Source organism: Acinetobacter sp. WCHAc060042, from assembly GCF_003231195.1.
Classification (GTDB): domain Bacteria; phylum Pseudomonadota; class Gammaproteobacteria; order Pseudomonadales; family Moraxellaceae; genus Acinetobacter.
Window position 1 is genome coordinate 33,397 of record NZ_QKVN01000027.1, and the last position, 20,730, is coordinate 54,126.

Genomic DNA, 20,730 nt, shown 5'->3' on the forward strand with positions numbered 1-20,730 from the left:
GAGGATGGCGGTATCTTATTGATCCGCCACTAGAGTGTCAAGTAGGTGTGGTGCGAGTTTGTTCAAAATATAACAGAACAGTTCAGCGGTCTTTTGAGTGTCGTATAAAGCTGAGTGGGCTTCTCTACCATCGAACTCAATTCCTGCTTGAATACATGATTTTGCAAGAACCGTTTGACCAAACATCACAGCACTTAAGGTGACGGTATCAAAGACCGAAAAGCTATGAAAGGGATTCTGATTTTTGGTCCCTGTACGATTAATAGCAGCCTGTACAAAACCTAAATCAAAGTGGGCGTTATGACCGACCAAGACCGCATGTGTACAGTTCTGTTGGCGACGAACTTCATTGACGGCTTTAAAAATACGTTTTAATGCTGTTTTTTCATCTTCAGCCATAGCCATACGCATGGGATTAAAGGGATCAATTCCAATAAAGTCCAATGAGCGACGGTCTAAGTTTGCACCTTCAAATGGGTTGATATGCGCATGATGTGCAGGCCCTGGGACAAATTGACCTTCTTCATTATAAATAATCGGAATTGCAGCGATTTCCAATAAGGCATCGGTCTGTGCATTAAAACCTGCTGTCTCGACATCGACAACAACAGGTAGAAAACCACGGAAACGCTGACCAATTATTGGCAATGTTTCATTTGTCACACTTTTCTCCATTGAATGGTTTTACCCGCATACAGCGGAATAATCTGTTCACCATCCAAATAGTCTAAACTTTCAGGGATGACTTGGTCTTCTTTTACTAGTGTAATTGTTGAAGTATTGCGCGGTAGACCGTAGAAATCGGCACCAAAGTGGCTTGCGAAACCTTCAAGGCGTTCAATTTTGCTTACTTGATCGAATGCTTGTGCATAAAGTTCAATCGCAGTTGGTGCACTATAACAGCCTGCACAACCACATGCGTTTTCTTTAGCATTTTTAGAGTGTGGCGCACTGTCTGTACCTAAGAAAAACTTAGGGTTGCCACTGGTTGCCACTTCAAGCAATGTTTGTTGATGGGTTTGACGCTTTAAAATGGGTAAGCAGTAGAAGTGCGGCTTCACACCACCGACCAACATATCATTGCGATTAAACAATAAATGCTGTGGGGTAATCGTTGCTGCTACATTACGATCTTGTTCTAAAACAAAGTTGGCTGCTTCACTGGTGGTGATGTGCTCTAAAACCAATTTCAGTTTTGGGAATTGTTTGAGTAATGGAGAGAGTACTTCATCTAAGAAGCGCTTTTCACGGTCGAAAATATCGACATGATTATGCGTAACTTCACCATGTAACAATAAGGGAACTTGATGCTCTTCGAGTTGCTCAATGACGGCATAGACTTTACGAATATCGCTCACGCCATTGTCAGAGTTGGTGGTAGCACCAGCAGGGTAGAGTTTGATTGCATTTACAAACTCAGAGTTTTTAATCTTCTTTACTTCTTCAGGAGAAGTTGTATCAGTAAAATACAATACCATACGTGGGTCGAAAGTATTACCTTCTGGTACATGCGCCATGATGCGCTCGCGATACGCATTCGCTTCCTCGACAGTTTTGACAGGAGGCACTGTATTTGGCATACAAATAGCGCGGGAAAACTGCTTGGCTAAATCGGGAACAGTACGTTGTAATGCAAGACCATCACGAAGGTGAGCGTGCCAATCATCTGGCTGGAGAATCGTAATCGTATTCAAGGCGATTTCTGTCAGAGAAATAAAACAGATGATAATGCATATACGTTAAAAATGGTAACGACAAATAAAGACATATTGTCTGATTATTATGATTAATCTTTGTAAATTTGTGTTATTTTTAATCGACTACAAGAATTAAATCTGGTCTGGTATGGAATATAAATATAACCTCGCCAAACTTCAGTACGATAAAGAAAAAATGGAAGGGCTGATTGCACGGCATAATCGTCGTGTTGGGCAGGTTTTCCCGCAGAAATTAGAGCAGGAGTTTTGGCGTTTAAACTTAGAACGCGCACGCCGCAATATTAATGACTTTTTTTGGTCAGGTGTTTTGGTCTATTTTATTTTTGCGGTTTTAATTATTCCTGGTGACTATTGGATTATTGAACAGTCACACTTCAAAGAAGATTTTATTCATTGCCTATTAGGGCTACTGAACGGTGCAGCCTGTCTTTTATTTCTTTATGTTTTTTCACATTTTGTAAAGCTTAAGCCTTTTTTTGCTTATGCTGCTTTGTTTGTCGTGTTTTGGGCAGTGGTCTCGACGACTTGGCTCACCATGTCTGTACATACTGAAGCTTTGCGCCACCAAGCAATGATGATCATTTGTATGATCTATGTATTGGGGTATTTGTTGACTGGGGTAAAACCTTTATATGTTTTTATGACAGGTATCGTAGCTGCTGGTGTTTCTTTTTTAGTTCTTATTTCGACTTTGGTCAAGTTTGATGCAATTGTGATGAGTCGCGTTATGTTTGGGAGTTGTTTACTAGGCTTTGCCATCGGGCGCATGATTTATGCTCGTGAACGTATCATTTTTCTAAATATTCGGCGTGCGAAAATTAGTGAAAAAATCCATCGGATTCATACTTCTGAGCTTCTACATTTGAGTCAAAATGATGAGTTGACGAAAATTTCAAATCGTCGAAATTTTGATGAAATGATGGATACTTATTATGAACAATCCCGTCAGGATGAAACACCTTTATCTATTTTGTTTATTGATGTTGATTTTTTCAAAAAATATAATGATTTCTATGGGCATCAAAAAGGTGATGATGTCATTTCATCCATTGCTAAATCCATTAAAAATGCAATTCGGCATATGGATTTTGTTGCGCGTTATGGTGGCGAAGAGTTTGTCGTGTTATTACCAGAAACCGATGCACATGGCGCTTATGCGGTGGCTTCGAATATTTACCGAGCGATTGAGCGTTTGGAAATCCCGCATGAAATGTCTGAAGTATCTGCATTTGTGACTATTAGCTTAGGAATTACGGTCTTTAAAGGTGAAATGGATTTGAGCAAAGTAGAGTTACTCAGGATTGCTGACCAAGCCTTATACCGTGCCAAGCAATTAGGGCGGAATCAGATTTATTATCAGCCTTTAACCACATCGAGTTGTACTGAATAAAGCATAAAAAAACCGCTCTTATGAGCGGTTTTTTGACATGAAATCAACTTATTTGTTCTTGTCTTTCAACTGTGGAACAGCAGAACCCGTACCTACAGCTAGCAAACCAGTATTGGTATAAATACCAAGTTTCGCACGAGTATCGGTAATGTCCAAGTTACGCATCGTTAACTGCCCAATACGGTCCATTGGCGTAAACATTGAATCACCTTTCTCCATCGTCAAACGTTCAGCTTCATAAGTGAGGTTTTCAGATTCAGTGTTCATAATCGTGTAGTCATTACCACGACGAAGTTCTAAAGTCACAGTACCTGTGATCGCTTTCGCAACCCAACGCTGTGCAGTTTCACGAAGCATTAATGCTTGAGAGTCGAACCAACGACCTTGATAAAGCAAACGACCTAAGCGTAAACCGTTAATACGGTATTGTTCGATCGTATCTTCGTTATGAATACCCGTAACCAAACGCTCATAAGCAATATGTAGAAGGGCCATACCAGGTGCTTCATAAATACCGCGAGATTTCGCTTCAATAATACGGTTTTCAATTTGGTCAGACATACCTAGACCATGACGACCACCAATACGATTGGCTTCAAGAATGAACTCAACAGGATCTTCGATACGTTGGCCGTTGATTGCAACAGGGAAGCCTTCTTCAAAAGTAATAGATACTTCCTCAGCTTTAACTTCTACGTCGTCTTTCCAGAAAGCAACGCCCATGATTGGGTCAACAATTTTGATCCCTGCATTGAGGTATTCAAGATCTTTTGCTTCGTGTGTTGCACCCAGCATGTTTGAGTCTGTTGAGTATGCTTTTTCTTTCGACATTTTGTAGTCAAAGCCGTTGTCGATCAAAAATTGCGACATTTCAGCACGACCACCTAACTCATCAATAAACGTTTGGTCTAACCAAGGTTTATAGATTTTAAGTGCTGGGTTGGTTAAGAGACCATAACGGTAGAAACGTTCAATATCGTTGCCTTTATACGTTGAACCGTCACCCCAAATGTTGACGTCATCTTCTTTCATTGCGGTAACAAGCATAGTACCTGTAACTGCACGACCTAAAGGCGTGGTATTGAAGTAGGGAACACCGCCAGTGCTGATGTGGAATGCACCACATTGAATCGCAGCAATACCTTCAAGCGCAAGCTGTAAACGGCAATCAACTAAGCGAGCTTTTACTGCGCCATACGCTTCCGCTTTTTTGGGAATCGCATCGTAGTCGTCTTCATCAGGCTGACCTAAGTTTGCTGTATAAGCATAAGGTTCTGCGCCTTTTTGTTTCATCCACAAAAGTGCAGCTGAAGTATCTAGACCACCAGAGAAGGCAATACCAACTTTTTTGCCAACTGGGACATTCTGCAAGATAGTTGCATTATCAGTCATTGTTAATCCTAACGATATAAATATAGGCACCGAGAATGGGTGGCCTGAAAGAATATATATTTTCGCGATTGTAGCACTTTTCCAAATGATTTTTCTGAAAAAAACATAGGCCTTTAAAAAAAATCAAGTTTATAGACATGCTATTACTATTAAAAAATTATCAAGAAGGTCAGTGTTTGTATCTTGCCTATTTAGTTTTAACCGAGACTACGTTTTTAGTTTAAAAACGTTTCAAAAAGTACCTAAATCTAAAGAATAATTAAATTGGTATAACCAATTTTGGATTAATGCATCGAATTTTGAATGTTTAGTAGGATTTAAACTTGCTAATGATTTTTAATACTTAGACTAAAGTCTAAACATATAATTTTTCATAAGATATATTGAATATAAATAATTACTTAAGTTTGTTTGAAATGTGATCAATATGTTTTTGATATAAAAATATGTATTTTATTGGTCATACCAATAAAAGTTTTTTATTGAAGTTTTGCTTCATTCTGGATCAAAATATAGGACGTATAAGTCATTATTGGTTTATCAACCTTTTCTTTTGTTAAAATTGGTATTACCAATATTAATGAAATTACCAATAATATGCTCAAAATTAAATCTTAGTAAGCATTTCAAGGAGATGACAATGCTTCAATGGCAGCAAATGTATGACCCGATGGGGAATATTTGGATATCCAGTTTAATTGCGCTGATTCCAATTATCTTTTTCTTCTTGGCGCTCGCAGTATTTCGTTTAAAAGGTAGTGTGGCAGGTACGATCACTGTTGTACTTGCGCTTCTTGTCTCTTTATTTGCCTATAAGATGCCGGTATTGATGGCATTGGCATCTATGGTTTATGGTTTCTTCTACGGTTTATGGCCAATTGCTTGGATTATTATTGGTGCTGTTTTCCTGTATAAAATCTCAGTGAAGACAGGTCAGTTTGACATCATTCGTTCATCTATTCTCTCAATTACCGAAGATCAGCGTTTACAAATGCTGTTGGTCGGCTTTGCTTTTGGTACCTTTTTAGAAGGTGCGGCGGGCTTTGGTGCCCCTGTGGCGATTACCGCGGCGTTGCTGGTTGGCTTAGGTTTTAAACCTTTATATGCAGCAGGTCTTTGCCTAATTGTAAACACAGCACCTGTGGCATTTGGTGCGATGGGTATTCCTATTATCGTTGCGGGACAGGTATCTGGTGTCGATACCATGGAAATCAGCCAAATGGTAGGCCGTCAGTTACCATTTATGGTGCCAATCGTATTGTTCTGGATTATGGCGATTATGGACGGCTGGCGTGGTGTTAAAGAAACATGGCCAGCAGTTGTGGTGGGGGCAGGTAGCTTTGCAATCGCACAATACTTAACTTCTAACTTTGTTGGGCCAGAACTACCAGATATTACGGCTGCAATTGCATCCTTGGTTTCATTAACAATTTTGTTTAAATACTGGCAGCCAAAGCATATTTTTCGTTTTGCAGATCAAGACGCAAATATGAATGAAGATGTTGCAGCACAAAAACAGAAAAAATATAGCATCGGTCAAATTGCCAAAGCATGGTCTCCATTTGCCATTTTAACTGTAATGGTGACGATCTGGAGTGTGAAACCATTTAAGGATTTATTTGCCAAAGACGGTGCATTGCATGATCTTGTGATTTCCATCAAGGTGCCATTTTTGCATCAAATGATTCAAAAAATGCCGCCTGTAGTGACAGAAATAAAAGACTATGACGCAATCTATAAGTTCGATTGGATCTCGGCAACAGGTACTGCGATCTTTATTGCAGCATTAATTACGATTGCCTTTTTGAAGATGAAGCCTAAGGATGCAGTTGTAACTTTTGGTGAAACCTTGAATGAGTTGAAAATTCCAATTTATTCAATTGGTATGGTGTTGTCTTTTGCCTTTGTTGCGAACTACTCGGGTATGTCTTCAACCTTGGCTTTAGCGCTTGCACATACAGGTTCAGCATTTACTTTCTTTTCACCATTCTTGGGCTGGTTGGGTGTATTCCTTACAGGTTCGGATACTTCTGCGAACGCACTTTTTTCAGCGCTTCAAGCCACTACAGCTCAGCAAATTGGGGTGCCAGAGGTTTTACTGGTGGCAGCAAATACCAGTGGTGGTGTAACTGGTAAGATGATTTCACCTCAATCAATTGCGATTGCATGTGCGGCGGTCGGCTTAGTTGGTAAAGAGTCTGATTTATTCCGTTTTACTGTAAAACACAGTATAACGTTCACATTTATGATGGGTATTATGATTACACTACAAGCTTATGTGTTCCCATGGATGATTCCATAGCACAAATTGTGTATCAACGTTAAGGAAAGCAGATGAGAGTCTCCGATAAAGCTGTACAAAGCCTGCGTGTATTGATTGAACAAAGCAATATGCAAGTTGGAGACCGTCTGCCTGCTGAAAGAAAACTGTGTGAACAACTTCAAGTCTCGCGTTCCTCTTTAAGAGAAGCGATTTCTCAACTGTCCAGCATGGGTATGTTGGTCAGTAAAGTGGGAGCGGGAACATTTTTAAAACAATTACCAGCTACCTGGTCAAGTTATCAAATTGTACAACCGATCAGTAATTTGATGAGTGAAGATCCAGCCTATCGCTTTGATGTGCAAGAGGCGCGCATTATTTTAGAAGGTGGGACGACTTGGTATGCAGCTCAACGCGCAACCCAAGAAGATTTGGTGAATATCCGACATTATTATGATCAGATTAACCATTTTCAGGCACTGGGTGATGATGATGCAGCGGCTCGTGCTGATGCGAAATTTCATTTAGCGATTGCTGAAGCATCTCATAATTTGGTCTTGATTCAGATGATGCGTGGTCTGTTTGATTTGTTGCAGTTCAACGTCGCTTTGGGACGCCGAAAAGTCTATAGCGAAGCACACCGTTTTGATCAATTGCATGATCAGCACTTTCAAGTCATGAATGCAATTGAACGTCGTGATCCAGAAGCTGCACGCAAAGCAGTCTGTGGACACATTGAGTTTGTAGTACAACAGGTGCGAATGATTGATGAAGAAGAAGCTCGTCGTCAGCGTGCCAGTCGATTAAACAGGATATAAGCATGATTATTTCTTCTGCCAATGACTACCGTGAAGCGGCACGACGTCGTTTACCGCCATTTTTATTCCATTACATTGATGGTGGTGCGTATGCAGAATATACCCTGAAGCGCAATGTGGAAGATTTATCAAAAATTGCTTTGCGCCAGCGTGTACTGAACGACATGTCACAGTTAAGTTTAGAAACCAAACTGTTTGATGAAACTTTATCGATGCCAGTTGCATTATCGCCTGTGGGTTTAACAGGGATGTATGCGCGTCGTGGTGAAGTTCAAGCTGCGGTTGCTGCGGATAAAAAGGGCATACCATTTACGCTGTCTACCGTTTCAGTATGTCCAATTGAGGAAGTTGCGCCTGCGATTCAACGTCCAATGTGGTTCCAGCTCTATGTGCTGCGTGACCGTGGTTTCATGAAAAATGCTTTGGAACGTGCTAAAGCAGCAGGCTGTTCAACCTTGGTGTTTACTGTGGATATGCCTGTTCCGGGCGCGCGTTACCGTGATGCCCATTCAGGTATGAGTGGCCCAAATGCAGCAATGCGTCGTTATATGCAGTCGTGTTTCCATCCGCACTGGGCGTGGAATGTCGGCATGATGGGACGTCCGCATGACTTGGGCAATATTTCTAAATACTTAGGCAAACCTACAGGTCTAGAAGATTATATTGGTTGGTTAGGTTCAAACTTTGATCCGTCTATTTCATGGAAAGACCTTGAGTGGATTCGTGAGTTTTGGGATGGGCCAATGGTCATTAAAGGCATTCTGGATCCTGAAGATGCCAAAGATGCAGTGCGCTTTGGTGCAGATGGGATTGTGGTTTCAAACCATGGTGGTCGTCAGCTTGATGGCGTTTTATCTTCTGCACGTGCACTTCCGCCAATTGCAGATGCAGTCAAGGGTGATATTAAAATCCTCGCGGATTCGGGTATTCGTAATGGTCTAGATGTTGTGCGTATGCTGGCGTTGGGTGCAGACACGTGTATGCTTGGTCGCGCCTTTGTTTATGCACTTGGTGCAGCAGGCGGTGAAGGTGTTTCAAATCTTTTAGAATTGATTGATAAAGAAATGCGTGTTGCTATGACTTTAACTGGTGCAAAAACCATTGCCGATATTACGTCTGACTGTTTAGTGAAGTTAGAACGAGAGTTGGCTGAGTGATTCATTACATCAGTAGAAGAGTTCTCACACAGCAAACGTGTATTCAATAGGTATTTACATCAATACCGTGATTATTGCTATTTATATAATCCCTCCCAACCTCCCTTTAAAAGGGAGGAGTTATACCGATTAGAATTTATGTTGTAGGTATAAATAATTTTTCTTTGACTTTAAATGCCTAAGGTAAAGAAAAAGTCCCTCTTTGGAAAAGGGGGATTGAGGGGGATTATAATCATTGGAAATAACAAATATGAACCCTCTATCTCCACAACACGTTATTGAAAATTTAATAAATATCGTTGGTAAGCAACACGTTTTAACTGAAGATAAAGACACACGTTTATACCGCCAAGGTCGTCGTTATGGTGCAGGGAAAGTACTGGCTGTTGTTGCACCGGGGTCATTACTTGAGCAGTGGCAAGTATTACAAGCGGCTGTGGATGCAGATTGTATTGTGATTATGCAAGCAGCCAATACAGGTTTGACAGGTGGCTCAACGCCTTTTGGTGATGACTATGACCGTCCGGTGGTTCTGATCAGCACGCGTCGTTTGGTTGGCATTCAGGTTATTAATGACGGTCAGCAAGTGATTTGTCTACCTGGTGCAACACTAGATCGACTTGAAAAAGAATTGGTGCCATTTAATCGGGAGCCACACTCGGTGATTGGTTCATCGTGTATTGGAGCTTCAGTTTTAGGGGGCGTCTGTAATAACTCAGGCGGTGCTTTGGTGCGCCGTGGTCCTGCTTATACTGAGCTGGCATTGTATGCTCGTGTTAATGATGATGGTCAGTTAGAGTTGGTGAATCATTTAGGGGTGAACCTAGGTGAAACACCTGAAGAAATTCTAAGCAAGCTTGAAACGAAAAATTATCAAATCGGCGATATTATCAATAACTCAGGCTGCTGCGCATCGGACCATCGTTATGGACATGATGTTAAACAAGTTGATGAAAATACGCCTGCACGCTTTAATGCCGATCCGTCTCGTTTATATGAAGCATCGGGTTCGGCAGGTAAAGTGTGTGTTTTTGCAGTACGTTTAGATACCTTTGAAAAAATTCCAAGTCAGGTGTTCTACGTGGGAACCAACTCACATGATGATTTGACTGAAATCCGCCGTTTTTTATTGAAAGATTTGCCGCGATTGCCGATTGCAGGAGAATACATCCACCGCGTAGCGTATGACATTGGGGCAGAGTATGGTAAAGACACCTTTATGTTCATTGAAAAACTGGGTACAGCCAAAGTACCCGCTGCATTTGCAATGAAAGATAAGGTTGATGCGTACTTAGAAAAATTTGGTATGAAGGGGCTGTCAGATAAAGTCCTGCAATTGATCACCAAATTTTTGCCCAATCATTTACCGAAACGGATGAATGCTTTCCGTGATCTGTATGAATACCATTTGGTTATTCGGATTGAAAATCAAGATGTCGAGCAAGTTGAAAGCTTTTTAAGACATTATTTCCAAGATAAAACCTCAGGTGATTTTTTCCACTGTACAGAGGAAGAAGGACGTAAAGCATTTTTACATCGCTTTGCCGTTGCAGGTGCGGCAATTCGCTATCGGGATACGCACCGTTCTGAAGTTGAAGATATTGTGGCTCTGGATATTGCATTGCGTCGTAATGATCGAGAGTGGGTGGAAACCCTACCCAAAGAGATGGATGATCTGATTGTTCATAAACTCTATTATGGTCACTTTTTATGTCATGTGTTTCATCAGGATTATATTGTGAAAAAAGGCGTAGATCCTTTGGCGATGGAACACCAAATGTGGCATTTACTGGATGCACGAGGTGCTGAATACCCAGCCGAGCATAATGTTGGACATTTATATGTAGCAAAACCTGCACTGCGAACACATTATGAAAAGCTGGATCCAACCAATAGTTTTAACGTAGGTATTGGCCAAACCAGTAAGTTGAAAGCTTGGAAATAAGGCTTTTAAGCAATAAAAAAACCAGTGATGGCAACATCACTGGTTTTTTTATTGCTTTTTTGTGAATCCAGTTGAATTGACCGTAGTTACTCAGAAAATTTTCTAAATTGTCATCCCAAAATTTTGAAAAACAGCTAAAGTAGTATGCAACAAGTTGCAAAGCCAAAGATAAGGATTCATGATGACAACCAATAGCTATGCACATATTTTAAAACCCTTACATTTGGGTTTTACCACAATTAAGAACCGTGTGGTGATGGGCTCCATGCATACGGGTTTGGAAGATCGTTTTTATAATTATCCAAAATTGGCAGCATACTTCGGTGAGCGTGCTAAAGGTGGTGTTGGCCTGATCATTACAGGCGGGATTTCTCCAAACCGTCAAGGCTGGCTTCTTCCAGCGGGCGGTACGATGAATACGCTGGGGGATATTGCTCCGCATCGTTTAGTGACACATGCGGTACATAAGCATGGCGCAAAAATTTTAATGCAAATTTTGCATGCGGGGCGTTATGGCTACCAACCTTTTGTGGTTTCTGCCAGCCCAATCAAGTCGCCAATTTCGCCTTTTAAACCGCGTCAAATGTCTGAAAAACAAATTTTGAATACCATTGATGACTACGTCAACTGTGCCAGTCTTGCGAAAAAAGCAGGCTATGACGGTGTAGAAATTATGGGTTCAGAAGGTTATTTGCTGAATCAATTTCTTAGCCGTCATGTGAACCAACGTGAAGACCGTTGGGGTGGACCGATTGAAAACCGTATGCGTTTTGCGGTCGAAATTGTCAAAGGGATACGTGCACAAGTTGGGGAGAAATTTATTATTTGCTTCCGTTTGTCATTGCTGGATTTAGTGCATGATGGCAATACCATGCAAGAAGTGATTACCATTGCGCAAGCACTAGAAAAAGCAGGCATTACCTTGTTGAATACAGGGATTGGCTGGCATGAAGCTCGCATTCCAACCATTGTGACTTCTGTGCCACGTGCTGCTTTTGTTGATTATACAGCGGAAGTGAAAAAGCATGTGGCTGTGCCAGTGATTGCTTCAAATCGTATTAATATGCCAGACACGGCAGAAGAGATTTTGGCATCGGGCAAAGCTGATATGGTGCAAATGGCGCGTCCGTTATTGGCCGATGCTTTTTGGGTGAATAAAACAGCGACCAATCGTGTCGATGAAATCAATACTTGTATCGCCTGTAACCAAGCGTGTTTAGATCATACATTTAAAAACCAACGTGCAACCTGTTTAGTCAACCCGCGTGCGGCGTTTGAAACTGAGTTGGTTTATGTGAAAGCGAAACAATCGAAACGGGTCGCGGTTGTTGGCGGTGGTGTCGCAGGTATGTCGGCCGCGATGGTTGCAGCCAGTCGTGGACATGAAGTGACATTGTTTGAAGCAAGTCATGAGGTGGGTGGACAGTTCAACTTGGCAAAAGTTGTACCAGGTAAAGAAGAGTTTCATGAAACCATTCGTTATTTCAAAGTACAGATTGAAAAAACGGGAGTCGACTTACGTTTAAACACCAAGGTGAATCGCGAGCAGCTTGAGCGTGAAGGCTTTGAAGAAATTATCATTGCAACTGGTGTTGTGCCACGTGCATTACGTATCGAAGGGAGCGATTCACCGCAAGTCCTATCTTATGCAGAAGTGTTACGCGGTGCGCCAGTTGGTCGAAAAGTTGCGGTGATTGGTGCGGGAGGGATTGGTTTTGATGTGTCTGAGTATTTATTGAAACCTGAGCACCAACCTCAGCCACAACCACTTGCAGATTGGCAACGTGAATGGGGGGTGGATCCAAATCCGAATTATGTCTCTGAAGGAGGCACGCAGATCGCAGAAGTTCATCCACCTGTTCGTGAGATTTATTTATTACAACGTAAAACCTCTGCACTTGGTGCAGGCTTGGGCAAAACTTCGGGCTGGGTACACCGCGCACAGTTGAAAAAGCATGCGGTACGCATGTTACGTGGTGTTCAGTATAAAGCAGTGACTGATGAGGGGCTTTGGGTGGAGATGGCAGGGCAAGATCAATTGTTACGTGTTGATACTATTGTTGTATGTGCGGGGCAGGAGTCAGTGAAAGATCTGATGCCAAGTGCTGAGCAGAATACGCTTGCGAATTATCACATTATTGGTGGTGCTAAACTTGCCGCTGAGTTAGACGCAAAGCGTGCGATTCGTGAGGGTGCAGAAATCGCTGCGAAATTATAAGCTTTTGATTAAACAATATGCAGTTGTTTGCTTTTATTATAAGTTTTACTTGTCATCAAAACAAAAGCTCCGTATTATGGCGCACATGGAAGCGTGGCAGAGCGGTTTAATGCACCGGTCTTGAAAACCGACGAGGGTGTGAGTCCTCCGTGAGTTCGAATCTCACCGCTTCCGCCAAATATCTAAATAAGCCCTTGTTTTTACAAGGGCTTATTTTTTGTCTGTAGTTTTACCCCACAACCTACCCCTCATCAAATTTTGGATTGGATTGGCTACTTTTAGCTGTATTTAGAAGACAAAGGAATGCAGTTTAAAAAACTGTATTTAAATCTAACTATATTCTTATTCAAACGATTCTTAATTCTAAATATTTTCACTATCCATTTGCTTAGCTTGCTTGACGCTCTATAACGTGCAGATTATCCTTAGCCTGCTGACCTACATCGTCAGCGGGTTTTAGCAGACCCATTAACAAAGACAATATGTGAAATCTCATTTTGCATGTTGTGGACCCGTTCGTCCCCCTTTCTTTGCGGTAGGGCGGAGGGGGGACGCGCTTGCGCGTGCTGGTTTCTTTGTTACCAGTCTGCTAACCCTCCTTCGTTCTGCCACCATCATATTAGCAGTGATTTGGCAGGATTCTTTTAAAAACAAAGGAGTACGCCATGCGCTTACATCAATGCCGTCTTTTACATTTCTCTTTTTTCATGTTTGTGCCGATGGGTGATTAGACCTGATGCTGTGCAATCAATGCATAGCTGTGTCGATAACTTTCTAAGAATAAAACTTTTTCAAGTACATATTACCGATATGAAGATGAATCTCTCATGCTGTTTTGAGGGGCATAGATCCGTGTGCTTTATCGTCTATAACACTTCAAAAAAAACAGAGATATTCATTCCAACATTCATGCATGGGGAGCACTGCGTTTGATTAAGACCAAGACGAGTGATGCCTATAAAAAGAGAAATGATTATGTTTAAAACCTTCCTAAAAACTGCCCTTATTTCATCACTACTTGCAGGCGCATCATTGGCGCAGGCAGGCTGGTTTGCGCAAGCCAGTGAAGCCTATTTTGTTAAGGCCCGTAATTTGGGTGGTGGGGTGTATCAGTGCATGTATAAAACCAATCCGGGCAATCGTGGTTGGCGTAATTTTACGGTGAACTTTCAGGGTGGTTGTCCGCGCTTTGTTCACTTTAATGCTCAGAATGGTCAAGTCACTGTACCCAACTAAAGATGGGGAGCATTTAAGATGAACCAAAAAACCATATTGGGCTTGGCGGCGATTTTAGCCCTGACCTTGATCAGTATCGCGGGCTTCTATTTCTTTAGCCCCAAACACGTATCTGAAAAAACTGTTCAAGCTGCTAGTGCTTCGGAGGCCAGCTCTGCACAGTCTTTGGAAACTGCCAGTTCAGAGCCAGCTTCAACCGAGATTGCAGCGGCAGAAGTGGATGGGATCGATGTCAAAGAATTGACTACGGGAAGTAAAAGTCTGAGTCCATCAGATCATGAACCTGAATTGCTGAGTTTTGAATTTGATAAAAACTTAAAGTCTGTCGATACCTTACTGTCGATGCTGCCTTATGACGAACTGCCTCAGTTTGAGCAGGACAACATAGACAAGTATCAACGCTATGTCTTCGCCAAAGCCGCAAAAGATACAGGAAAATCAGTGAAAGACTTCAGCTTGCAGGAACATGGTGCACTGGAATCGGAGCAGGCGGGCAATCGTTACTACGTTTATAAATTTGATAATGGCACAGACTGTGAAATCCATCTGGTCAGCATTGATTTAAACACGGGCGATTATGGCGTGAGCTATAACTACTGCTAGGGATGAATTTTATGACGCAATTTTTTAAACCGATCCTACTCGCATTGACTGCAACGACAGGAATGTTAATGGGTGGCTGTAATTCTGGCCTTGATCCAAATACATTTACGGTAGAACTCGATGTCAAAGATACCAGTAACTGGTATGCACAAAATCAATCCGCTACAGTATTGACGATCCGTTCTAACAGTGCAGATCCGATTGATGTCACCAATGTGCTGATCAACAACGGTGAATGCAGTTATGAAGGCTATCGTCGATCGTTGGAATATCCACAGCATTTTAAAATGGGTCTGCGTTTAAGACTGAAATTAACAGGCTGTGGCTATGACAACGTAGTGCGTGTTGATGTTGAAACGGAAAAAGGCACTGCAAGATATAGCTTTCAATAACGGCCTTCGACTCTCCACGACAAAGCAAAAACTAAATCAAACCGTGTCCTCAATGGGCACGGTTTTTTTATGCCCTTAATTCAGCTCTTCGTACTGAATTCATTTAACAAGGAATATCAATGTCCTTTATTCAATGCCCCTACTGTCAGTCTACCCATGTCAGACAGACCGATTCAGGCAACGCCAACTTTAACTATTTTGAACAGTTACAACGCTGTATTTCACCTACACAGATGGCGATGTTTGGCATGCAGGTCGCTCGCAAGTCAGGCTTTTCACCGCTCTTCGGTGCAGCCGTCGGGGTGGTGATCGGCGGCGTACTGGTGGTGGTTAGTCAGTACTACTTTGAAAAGTATTACAGCAATGCCGAGCAGTATGTCTGCTTGGATTGCCAACAACCCTTTGCATGGGTGAAGCAATAGTTACATCGCTATATACATTTACATGCACGCATTCTTCATTCTTTAAAACCTTACACCACATCTTTACATTTTCATTTTAGGAATATTCACAATGGCACATCAAATTGAACAAATGGCTTATGTAGGTCAAACCCCTTGGCATGGTTTGGGCAATCAGCTCACACCGAACCAACCGATCGAAGTCTGGGCCAAGCAAGCAGGCATGGACTGGCAGATCGAAAGCTCGAATGTCAGTTATATGGCGGAAAACCATAAAGGACAAAGCTTAATCCTACCGCATGATGAACAGCGGGTTTTGTACCGTTCCGATACGCATGCGCCTTTATCGGTGGTCAGTCAGCGTTATCAGGAAGTCCAACCCCGAGAGATTCTAGAATTCTATCGAGACTTGACTGAACAATCAGGCTTTGAACTGGAAACCGCAGGCGTACTGAAAGGTGGTAAGAAATTCTGGGCTTTAGCCAAAACAGGGCAGACTTCTGCTTTAAAAGGCAAAGATGTCAGCAATGGTTATATTCTCTTGGCTACGGCGTGTGACGGTACACTGGCAACTACAGCGCAATTCACCAGTATTCGCGTGGTGTGTAACAATACTCTAGCCATTGCCCTCAAAGGTCAGAGCGCGAGTGCAGGTGTGGTCAAAGTGCCACACAGTACCAAGTTCGATGCCCAGAAGATCAAACAGCAATTGGGTATTTCAGTGCGAGCATGGAACGAGCACATGTATGAAATGAAACAGCTCAGTCAGCGTAAAGTCACACAGACTGAAGCAGCAGCGTATTTCGATGCGGTGTTTAACAATAGCAGTCTGAGTCCAACCGAGCAGGATGACAGTATTATTCAGTTCTATCGCAATGTAGCAACGCAAGGGAGCCAATCCAATAAAGCTGACAACAAGACGGAACCAAATGGCCGAGCGATGTCGAAAGTCATGAGCATGTTTAATGGACATGGTCGAGGTGCAGAACTTAGCTCAGCTAAAGACACGGCATATGGCTTATTATGCAGTATCACGGAATTTGCAGACCATGAACGTCGAGCGATGAGTCAGGATCATCGATTGGATTCAGCTTGGTTTGGGGCAGGCGCAGGCCTCAAACAACGTGGCTTAGAACAAGCGTTGCGTTTGATTGTTTAAGTTTAGATTCAGATTTGGGATTTAAGATGATCACATCAGATCAACATGATCCTGTAAATCTCCTTGAACTCAAATACCTCTTTGCCACATCTCCAGATGTGGCTTTTTTTATGCCTAAAATTTAATAACCAGAGGATATCTATATGAACTCAGCTTTAATTCAACCTCATCCCACCCGAGCAAATATCCATGCTCATCGCCCTAAACTCACCCATCCAAAACGCTTTGTAGAGACTAAAAACCTAAGTCAGGCCGAATGGCTAGAAGTAAGACGCAAGGGAATTGGCAGTAGTGACTGTGCCGCTGCGTGTGGCCTCAATCCCTATATGTCGATGCTCGAACTATGGATGATTAAGACTGGACATATTCAACAAAGTATTGAGGATGAAAGTGAAGGCCATGCACCCTTGTATTGGGGAAAACGACTTGAACCTTTGGTTGCTGAATACTACAGCATGCATACCAACTATAAAGTGCGTCGGGTCAATGCCGTATTACAACATCCTGATCCAGACAAGCACTTCATGCTGGCGAATCTGGATTACTCCGTGGTTGGGGATGCAGATGTACAAATTCTGGAATGTAAAACCGCAGGGGAATATGGGGCCAAGCTGTGGCGAGATGGTGTACCGTTATACGTACTCTGTCAGGTACAACATCAATTGGCAGTCACAGGCAAGAAAGCAGCTCATATCTGCGTACTGATTTGTGGACATGAAACTCGCATCTTTAAAGTAACGCGTAGCGAATCGGTGATTCAGCATATTGTGAATGCAGAGCGTTACTTCTGGGACTGTGTGGAAAAGGATACGCCACCTGAAGCCGATGCCAGTGAATCCGCAGCTAAAGCCTTACAGCTACTCTATCCTGAACATGTACCGCTCAGCACCACGGATCTATCTGAGGATGAGCAAGCCAATCAACAGTTTGAGCAACTGCTTCAAGCTCGGAGCCAAATTGACAAGCATCAGGAGCAGTTTGATCTGCTGAAGCACCAACTTCAAGCCAAGATGCAAGAGGCTGAACGTGCCACCTTTAAAACTGGTTCAGTGACGTGGAAAAAGGCTAGAGATTCGATCAGCTTAGACAGTAAAGCTTTACTTAAATCACATCCTGAATATCTCAATCAATTTCCACAAAGCAAGCAGGGTACACGACGTTTCAACATCTATACCGATGTTGATTGAAATAGATTTAGCCTAAGTGCAATTCACAGCAGAATCTCAAGCTCTACTCAAAAATCCCATGCCACAGCGCATGGGATTTTTTATGTCGATTTCATTTTTAACCAAGCATATCTGCATATTTAAGCAGAAGAGGAAAACACCATGATCAAAGGTCTCGCAATTACACCACCCGTTTTAGGTCGTATCAGTATCGGCAAGATTGTCGAAAAGAATGGTAAACGCGTCCCTGAAAAAGATGATCAATTTACCATTACCAGCCAAATCCAAGGAAAAGATGGGTGGATTAAGCACCCCTTGGATGAACAACTACGAGCCAAAGCACCGAACCAAAAACTCAGAAGCATTCCAGTGCGTATGATCTTTAACGATCCTGAACTAAATTTAAGGGCAGAGTACAGTCTGTTTGACCGACAAACTGGACGCTTAATCTGTTCAGGCAATGGTGAAACTTGTCAGCGACTTGGACAACAAGGTATTGAACAACATACATGTCCATCGCCTGATTTATGTCCGTTGGCACAAGGTGGACTATGTAAACCCTACGGTAGACTGTATGTGAATTTAGATGAGTCGGATGAACTGGGTACATTCATTTTTAGGACCACAGGCTTTAATAGCATTCGAACTTTGGCAGCAAGACTGAGCTACTACCATGCAGCATCCAATGGCTTGCTTTCGTGTTTACCGCTACAACTCACGCTTAGAGGAAAGTCCACAACTCAAAGCTATCGCACGCCTGTGTACTACGTGGATTTGACTTTACGTGAAGGTGTTCATTTACAAGAAGCGATTCAAACTGCCAAGGAGATTGATCAGAAGAGTAAGTTATGTGGTTTTAATCAGGCTGCTTTAGATCAAATGGCACGGCAGGGTTATGCTAATGCTCAGTTTGAGATGGATGGAGAGGAGGGATTGGAGATTGTGGAAGAGTTTTACTCGGATGAGGTTGTTGAGTCTGAACAAGCTCAGACTGACTCAAAAATCAAGGCAAAGCCTAAATTCAATCAGGGTGATGGATTTGTACAGGATATGCAGAAAGGGTTACAGCTGTCAGTGCATGCTTTGAATTAAATACTGTTGGGGGCTTCTTAGCCTCCAACAGTATTCTTACCACATATTTTTATTCCAAAATTAGAACCACTTATTGAATGAAAAAACATTATTTAAGAATTATTTATTTGGAGGACGGTAGTACGTTTTTAAAAAATGGGAAATAATAAATTGTACTTCATCCTTGAAGTCATAGCATGATCCTTTTTTTACTCAATACCGACTACGGTGGTGATATAACCAGTGGCTAAAAGAATTAATAGACCTAACGACATTTCAAATAAAATGGCATAGCCCAATTGTTTCGCAAATTTCGGGTCTTGTAAGCGAGGTGTGAAATACCATTTGTTAAAAGCGGCTAACAATAAAATACTTAGGACAAATACAATTTTAATAATAAATCCATGCCCATAAGGTGTATTGATTAGAGTATTAAAATCTTTAAAAAGTAATAAAGTAATGCTAAGACCACAAGCGATGAGTATTCCTACAATAAAGGCCGCTATTTGCCCAAATAGATGCATACGTTCTTTGAGTGGTAAGCCATTAATTTTTTTGCTTGTTTTCCATAAAGGATAAAGTGATCCCATCCATAAGGATATTACAAGTACATGTATTGATAATAAAGCTTGAGCGAATAAGGGTAAATTCGTGACATGACCTAATTGGGAAAAACTAAAAACAATAGGTAAGAGTAAGATGGTAAAGATTAACCCTTCAACTTTAGAAAACTGATTAGTTCTTCTGCTTAATTTCACGAGCATAAATAAAAATAAAAGCAGAAAACCCACTGATCGTATGATATGGGTATGGCCAATTGGAGTGTTAATTACTAGATTTATATAGTTAGTATCCCACATACCAGATAGTCCAGTATTGGCAAAACTTCCGATGAGAAGGAAGAATCCTAGAATACTGGAAATTAGTCCTAATGCTGTGCCAAGAGTTATGTATTTCAGAATAGTTTCCTTTATTTCTACATAACGTCCAAGTAAGAAGTAGGAGAAAGTACCACCAACAACAAATGCAATACCTAAATATAAAATGACTTTAACAAGCCATGATGCATATATCCAAGATTCAGGAATCATAATTTTCTCCATCGTAATAGCAACATGCCAGCAGTTCGCTGGCATGTTGCTATTAGCACTTGATTTTTATTTTGCTGATTTAATGGTGAAATTATATTCGCCATTCATGTTGTGGCCATCCGCTCCCATTGTGGTCCACACGACTGTATATTTTCCTTTTTTTAGTTTAGGTGCAGCGACGTCAAATGATTTTTTCATATCATGAGTTATTTTATAATTTAAAGGAATGTCCTTACGTTGTGCATCAAGCAACTTGACGTTCATTAACATAACTTCTTCACCAAAATTCAAAGTTATATTTTTCGGTTGGCTAGCTACAGATGCATTAATAGCAGGTGTTGCACTTTCAAGTTTCACATGTGCGAATGCACTTGAAGTAGCTACAACCATAGTCGTGCCTACGAGTACGTTACGTAGAGTAGACATTTTATTTTGAAAAATTTTCATTTCTTCATCCTCTTTAAATTAATCTTGGGCCCAGTAATGACCGAATGAAATTCATTGATTGATAGCTTGGTCACCAACTTTGTAATCCTATTATCAAAGAAAGATAGAAACACTCCGATGACTTCAAAATTACATTTTTGTCATTTTAAAAATTGAAAAGTCACAAGTGCTACACTGACTATAAAGAAAATTTCGCTTATCTAATGATCAAGTAATAGGAAATTATTTACGTTTTAATCAATTTATTACTTTTAAAATTAAATATG

General features: G+C 41.5%; 18 protein-coding genes and 1 tRNA gene. 14 read left to right on the forward strand and 5 right to left on the reverse strand.

Translation table 11 applies throughout. From position 1 onward, the window contains the following. Positions 1–15 precede the first annotated feature (15 nt). Together rnt and pyrC are read right to left on the reverse strand one after the other, a co-directional pair. The gene (rnt, locus tag DPG01_RS12520) at positions 16–675 is read right to left on the reverse strand and encodes a ribonuclease T (RefSeq protein WP_086207780.1); all 660 of its coding nucleotides are present in this window, start codon (positions 673–675) and stop codon (positions 16–18) included. After that, positions 660–1,694 carry a dihydroorotase gene (gene pyrC / locus DPG01_RS12525; RefSeq protein WP_086207779.1) on the reverse strand — a complete coding sequence of 345 codons (1,035 nt, stop codon included), beginning with the start codon at positions 1,692–1,694 and terminating at the stop codon, positions 660–662. Before pyrC ends, rnt begins: the two co-directional genes overlap by 16 nt. Positions 1,695–1,845: 151 nt before the next feature. On the opposite strand from pyrC, the gene DPG01_RS12530 reads away from it, so the two are divergent. Further along, entirely contained in the window at positions 1,846–3,108 is a 1,263-nt protein-coding gene (locus DPG01_RS12530; protein WP_110975316.1) for a GGDEF domain-containing protein, read from the forward strand. A gap of 48 nt (positions 3,109–3,156) precedes the next feature. Here the strand turns inward: DPG01_RS12530 and argG are convergent, their stop codons facing one another. Beyond that, positions 3,157–4,500, reverse strand: coding sequence for an argininosuccinate synthase (argG, locus tag DPG01_RS12535; protein WP_004694013.1), 1,344 nt, complete (start codon positions 4,498–4,500; stop codon positions 3,157–3,159). A 634-nt stretch (positions 4,501–5,134) separates the two neighbouring features. Here argG and lldP point away from each other — a divergent pair. The 13 genes from lldP (at position 5,135) to DPG01_RS12605 (ending at position 18,947) form a co-directional block, all read left to right on the forward strand. Further along, positions 5,135–6,802, forward strand: a complete 1,668-nt coding sequence (gene lldP / locus DPG01_RS12540; protein WP_171264387.1) for an L-lactate permease — start codon at positions 5,135–5,137, stop codon at positions 6,800–6,802. Between the two features lie 32 nt (positions 6,803–6,834). After that, complete coding sequence (gene lldR / locus DPG01_RS12545) at positions 6,835–7,578, forward strand: transcriptional regulator LldR (RefSeq protein ID WP_110975317.1); 744 nt, start codon at positions 6,835–6,837, stop codon at positions 7,576–7,578. 2 nt (positions 7,579–7,580) lie between these two features. After that, positions 7,581–8,735 (forward strand): FMN-dependent L-lactate dehydrogenase LldD, encoded by a 1,155-nt coding sequence (lldD, locus tag DPG01_RS12550; RefSeq protein WP_062034458.1) that lies wholly within the window; start codon positions 7,581–7,583, stop codon positions 8,733–8,735. Positions 8,736–8,985: 250 nt separating this feature from the next. Next, positions 8,986–10,680: a D-lactate dehydrogenase gene (dld, locus tag DPG01_RS12555; RefSeq protein ID WP_110975318.1), complete on the forward strand. Its 1,695-nt coding sequence runs from the start codon at positions 8,986–8,988 to the stop codon at positions 10,678–10,680. Between the two features lie 181 nt (positions 10,681–10,861). Further along, positions 10,862–12,898 carry an NADPH-dependent 2,4-dienoyl-CoA reductase gene (locus DPG01_RS12560; protein ID WP_110975319.1) on the forward strand — a complete coding sequence of 679 codons (2,037 nt, stop codon included), beginning with the start codon at positions 10,862–10,864 and terminating at the stop codon, positions 12,896–12,898. 87 nt (positions 12,899–12,985) lie between these two features. Beyond that, positions 12,986–13,075, forward strand: a tRNA-Ser gene (locus tag DPG01_RS12565). Positions 13,076–13,873: 798 nt separating this feature from the next. Further along, a complete protein-coding gene (locus DPG01_RS12575) occupies positions 13,874–14,134 on the forward strand; it encodes a hypothetical protein (RefSeq protein ID WP_004650270.1) in 261 nt (86 codons plus the stop codon). 18 nt (positions 14,135–14,152) lie between these two features. Beyond that, positions 14,153–14,737 carry a hypothetical protein gene (locus tag DPG01_RS12580; protein ID WP_002116896.1) on the forward strand — a complete coding sequence of 195 codons (585 nt, stop codon included), beginning with the start codon at positions 14,153–14,155 and terminating at the stop codon, positions 14,735–14,737. An 11-nt stretch (positions 14,738–14,748) separates the two neighbouring features. Further along, on the forward strand, positions 14,749–15,129 hold the full coding sequence (locus DPG01_RS12585) for a hypothetical protein (protein ID WP_002116664.1): 381 nt from the start codon (positions 14,749–14,751) through the stop codon (positions 15,127–15,129). Between the two features lie 119 nt (positions 15,130–15,248). Next, positions 15,249–15,551 carry a hypothetical protein gene (locus DPG01_RS12590; RefSeq protein WP_005127863.1) on the forward strand — a complete coding sequence of 101 codons (303 nt, stop codon included), beginning with the start codon at positions 15,249–15,251 and terminating at the stop codon, positions 15,549–15,551. Between the two features lie 91 nt (positions 15,552–15,642). Continuing rightward, positions 15,643–16,689, forward strand: coding sequence for a DUF932 domain-containing protein (locus DPG01_RS12595; RefSeq protein ID WP_108563916.1), 1,047 nt, complete (start codon positions 15,643–15,645; stop codon positions 16,687–16,689). A 143-nt stretch (positions 16,690–16,832) separates the two neighbouring features. Next, positions 16,833–17,876 carry a YqaJ viral recombinase family protein gene (locus DPG01_RS12600; protein ID WP_110975320.1) on the forward strand — a complete coding sequence of 348 codons (1,044 nt, stop codon included), beginning with the start codon at positions 16,833–16,835 and terminating at the stop codon, positions 17,874–17,876. Positions 17,877–18,017: 141 nt separating this feature from the next. Continuing rightward, complete coding sequence (locus DPG01_RS12605; RefSeq protein ID WP_110975321.1) at positions 18,018–18,947, forward strand: hydrolase or metal-binding protein; 930 nt, start codon at positions 18,018–18,020, stop codon at positions 18,945–18,947. A gap of 188 nt (positions 18,948–19,135) precedes the next feature. Here DPG01_RS12605 and DPG01_RS12610 read toward each other — a convergent pair whose 3' ends face one another. Together DPG01_RS12610 and DPG01_RS12615 are read right to left on the reverse strand one after the other, a co-directional pair. Next, positions 19,136–20,017: a copper resistance D family protein gene (locus tag DPG01_RS12610; protein ID WP_002058530.1), complete on the reverse strand. Its 882-nt coding sequence runs from the start codon at positions 20,015–20,017 to the stop codon at positions 19,136–19,138. Positions 20,018–20,083: 66 nt separating this feature from the next. Further along, the gene (locus tag DPG01_RS12615) at positions 20,084–20,464 is read right to left on the reverse strand and encodes a copper resistance CopC family protein (protein ID WP_002058523.1); all 381 of its coding nucleotides are present in this window, start codon (positions 20,462–20,464) and stop codon (positions 20,084–20,086) included. Positions 20,465–20,730: the final 266 nt, after the last annotated feature.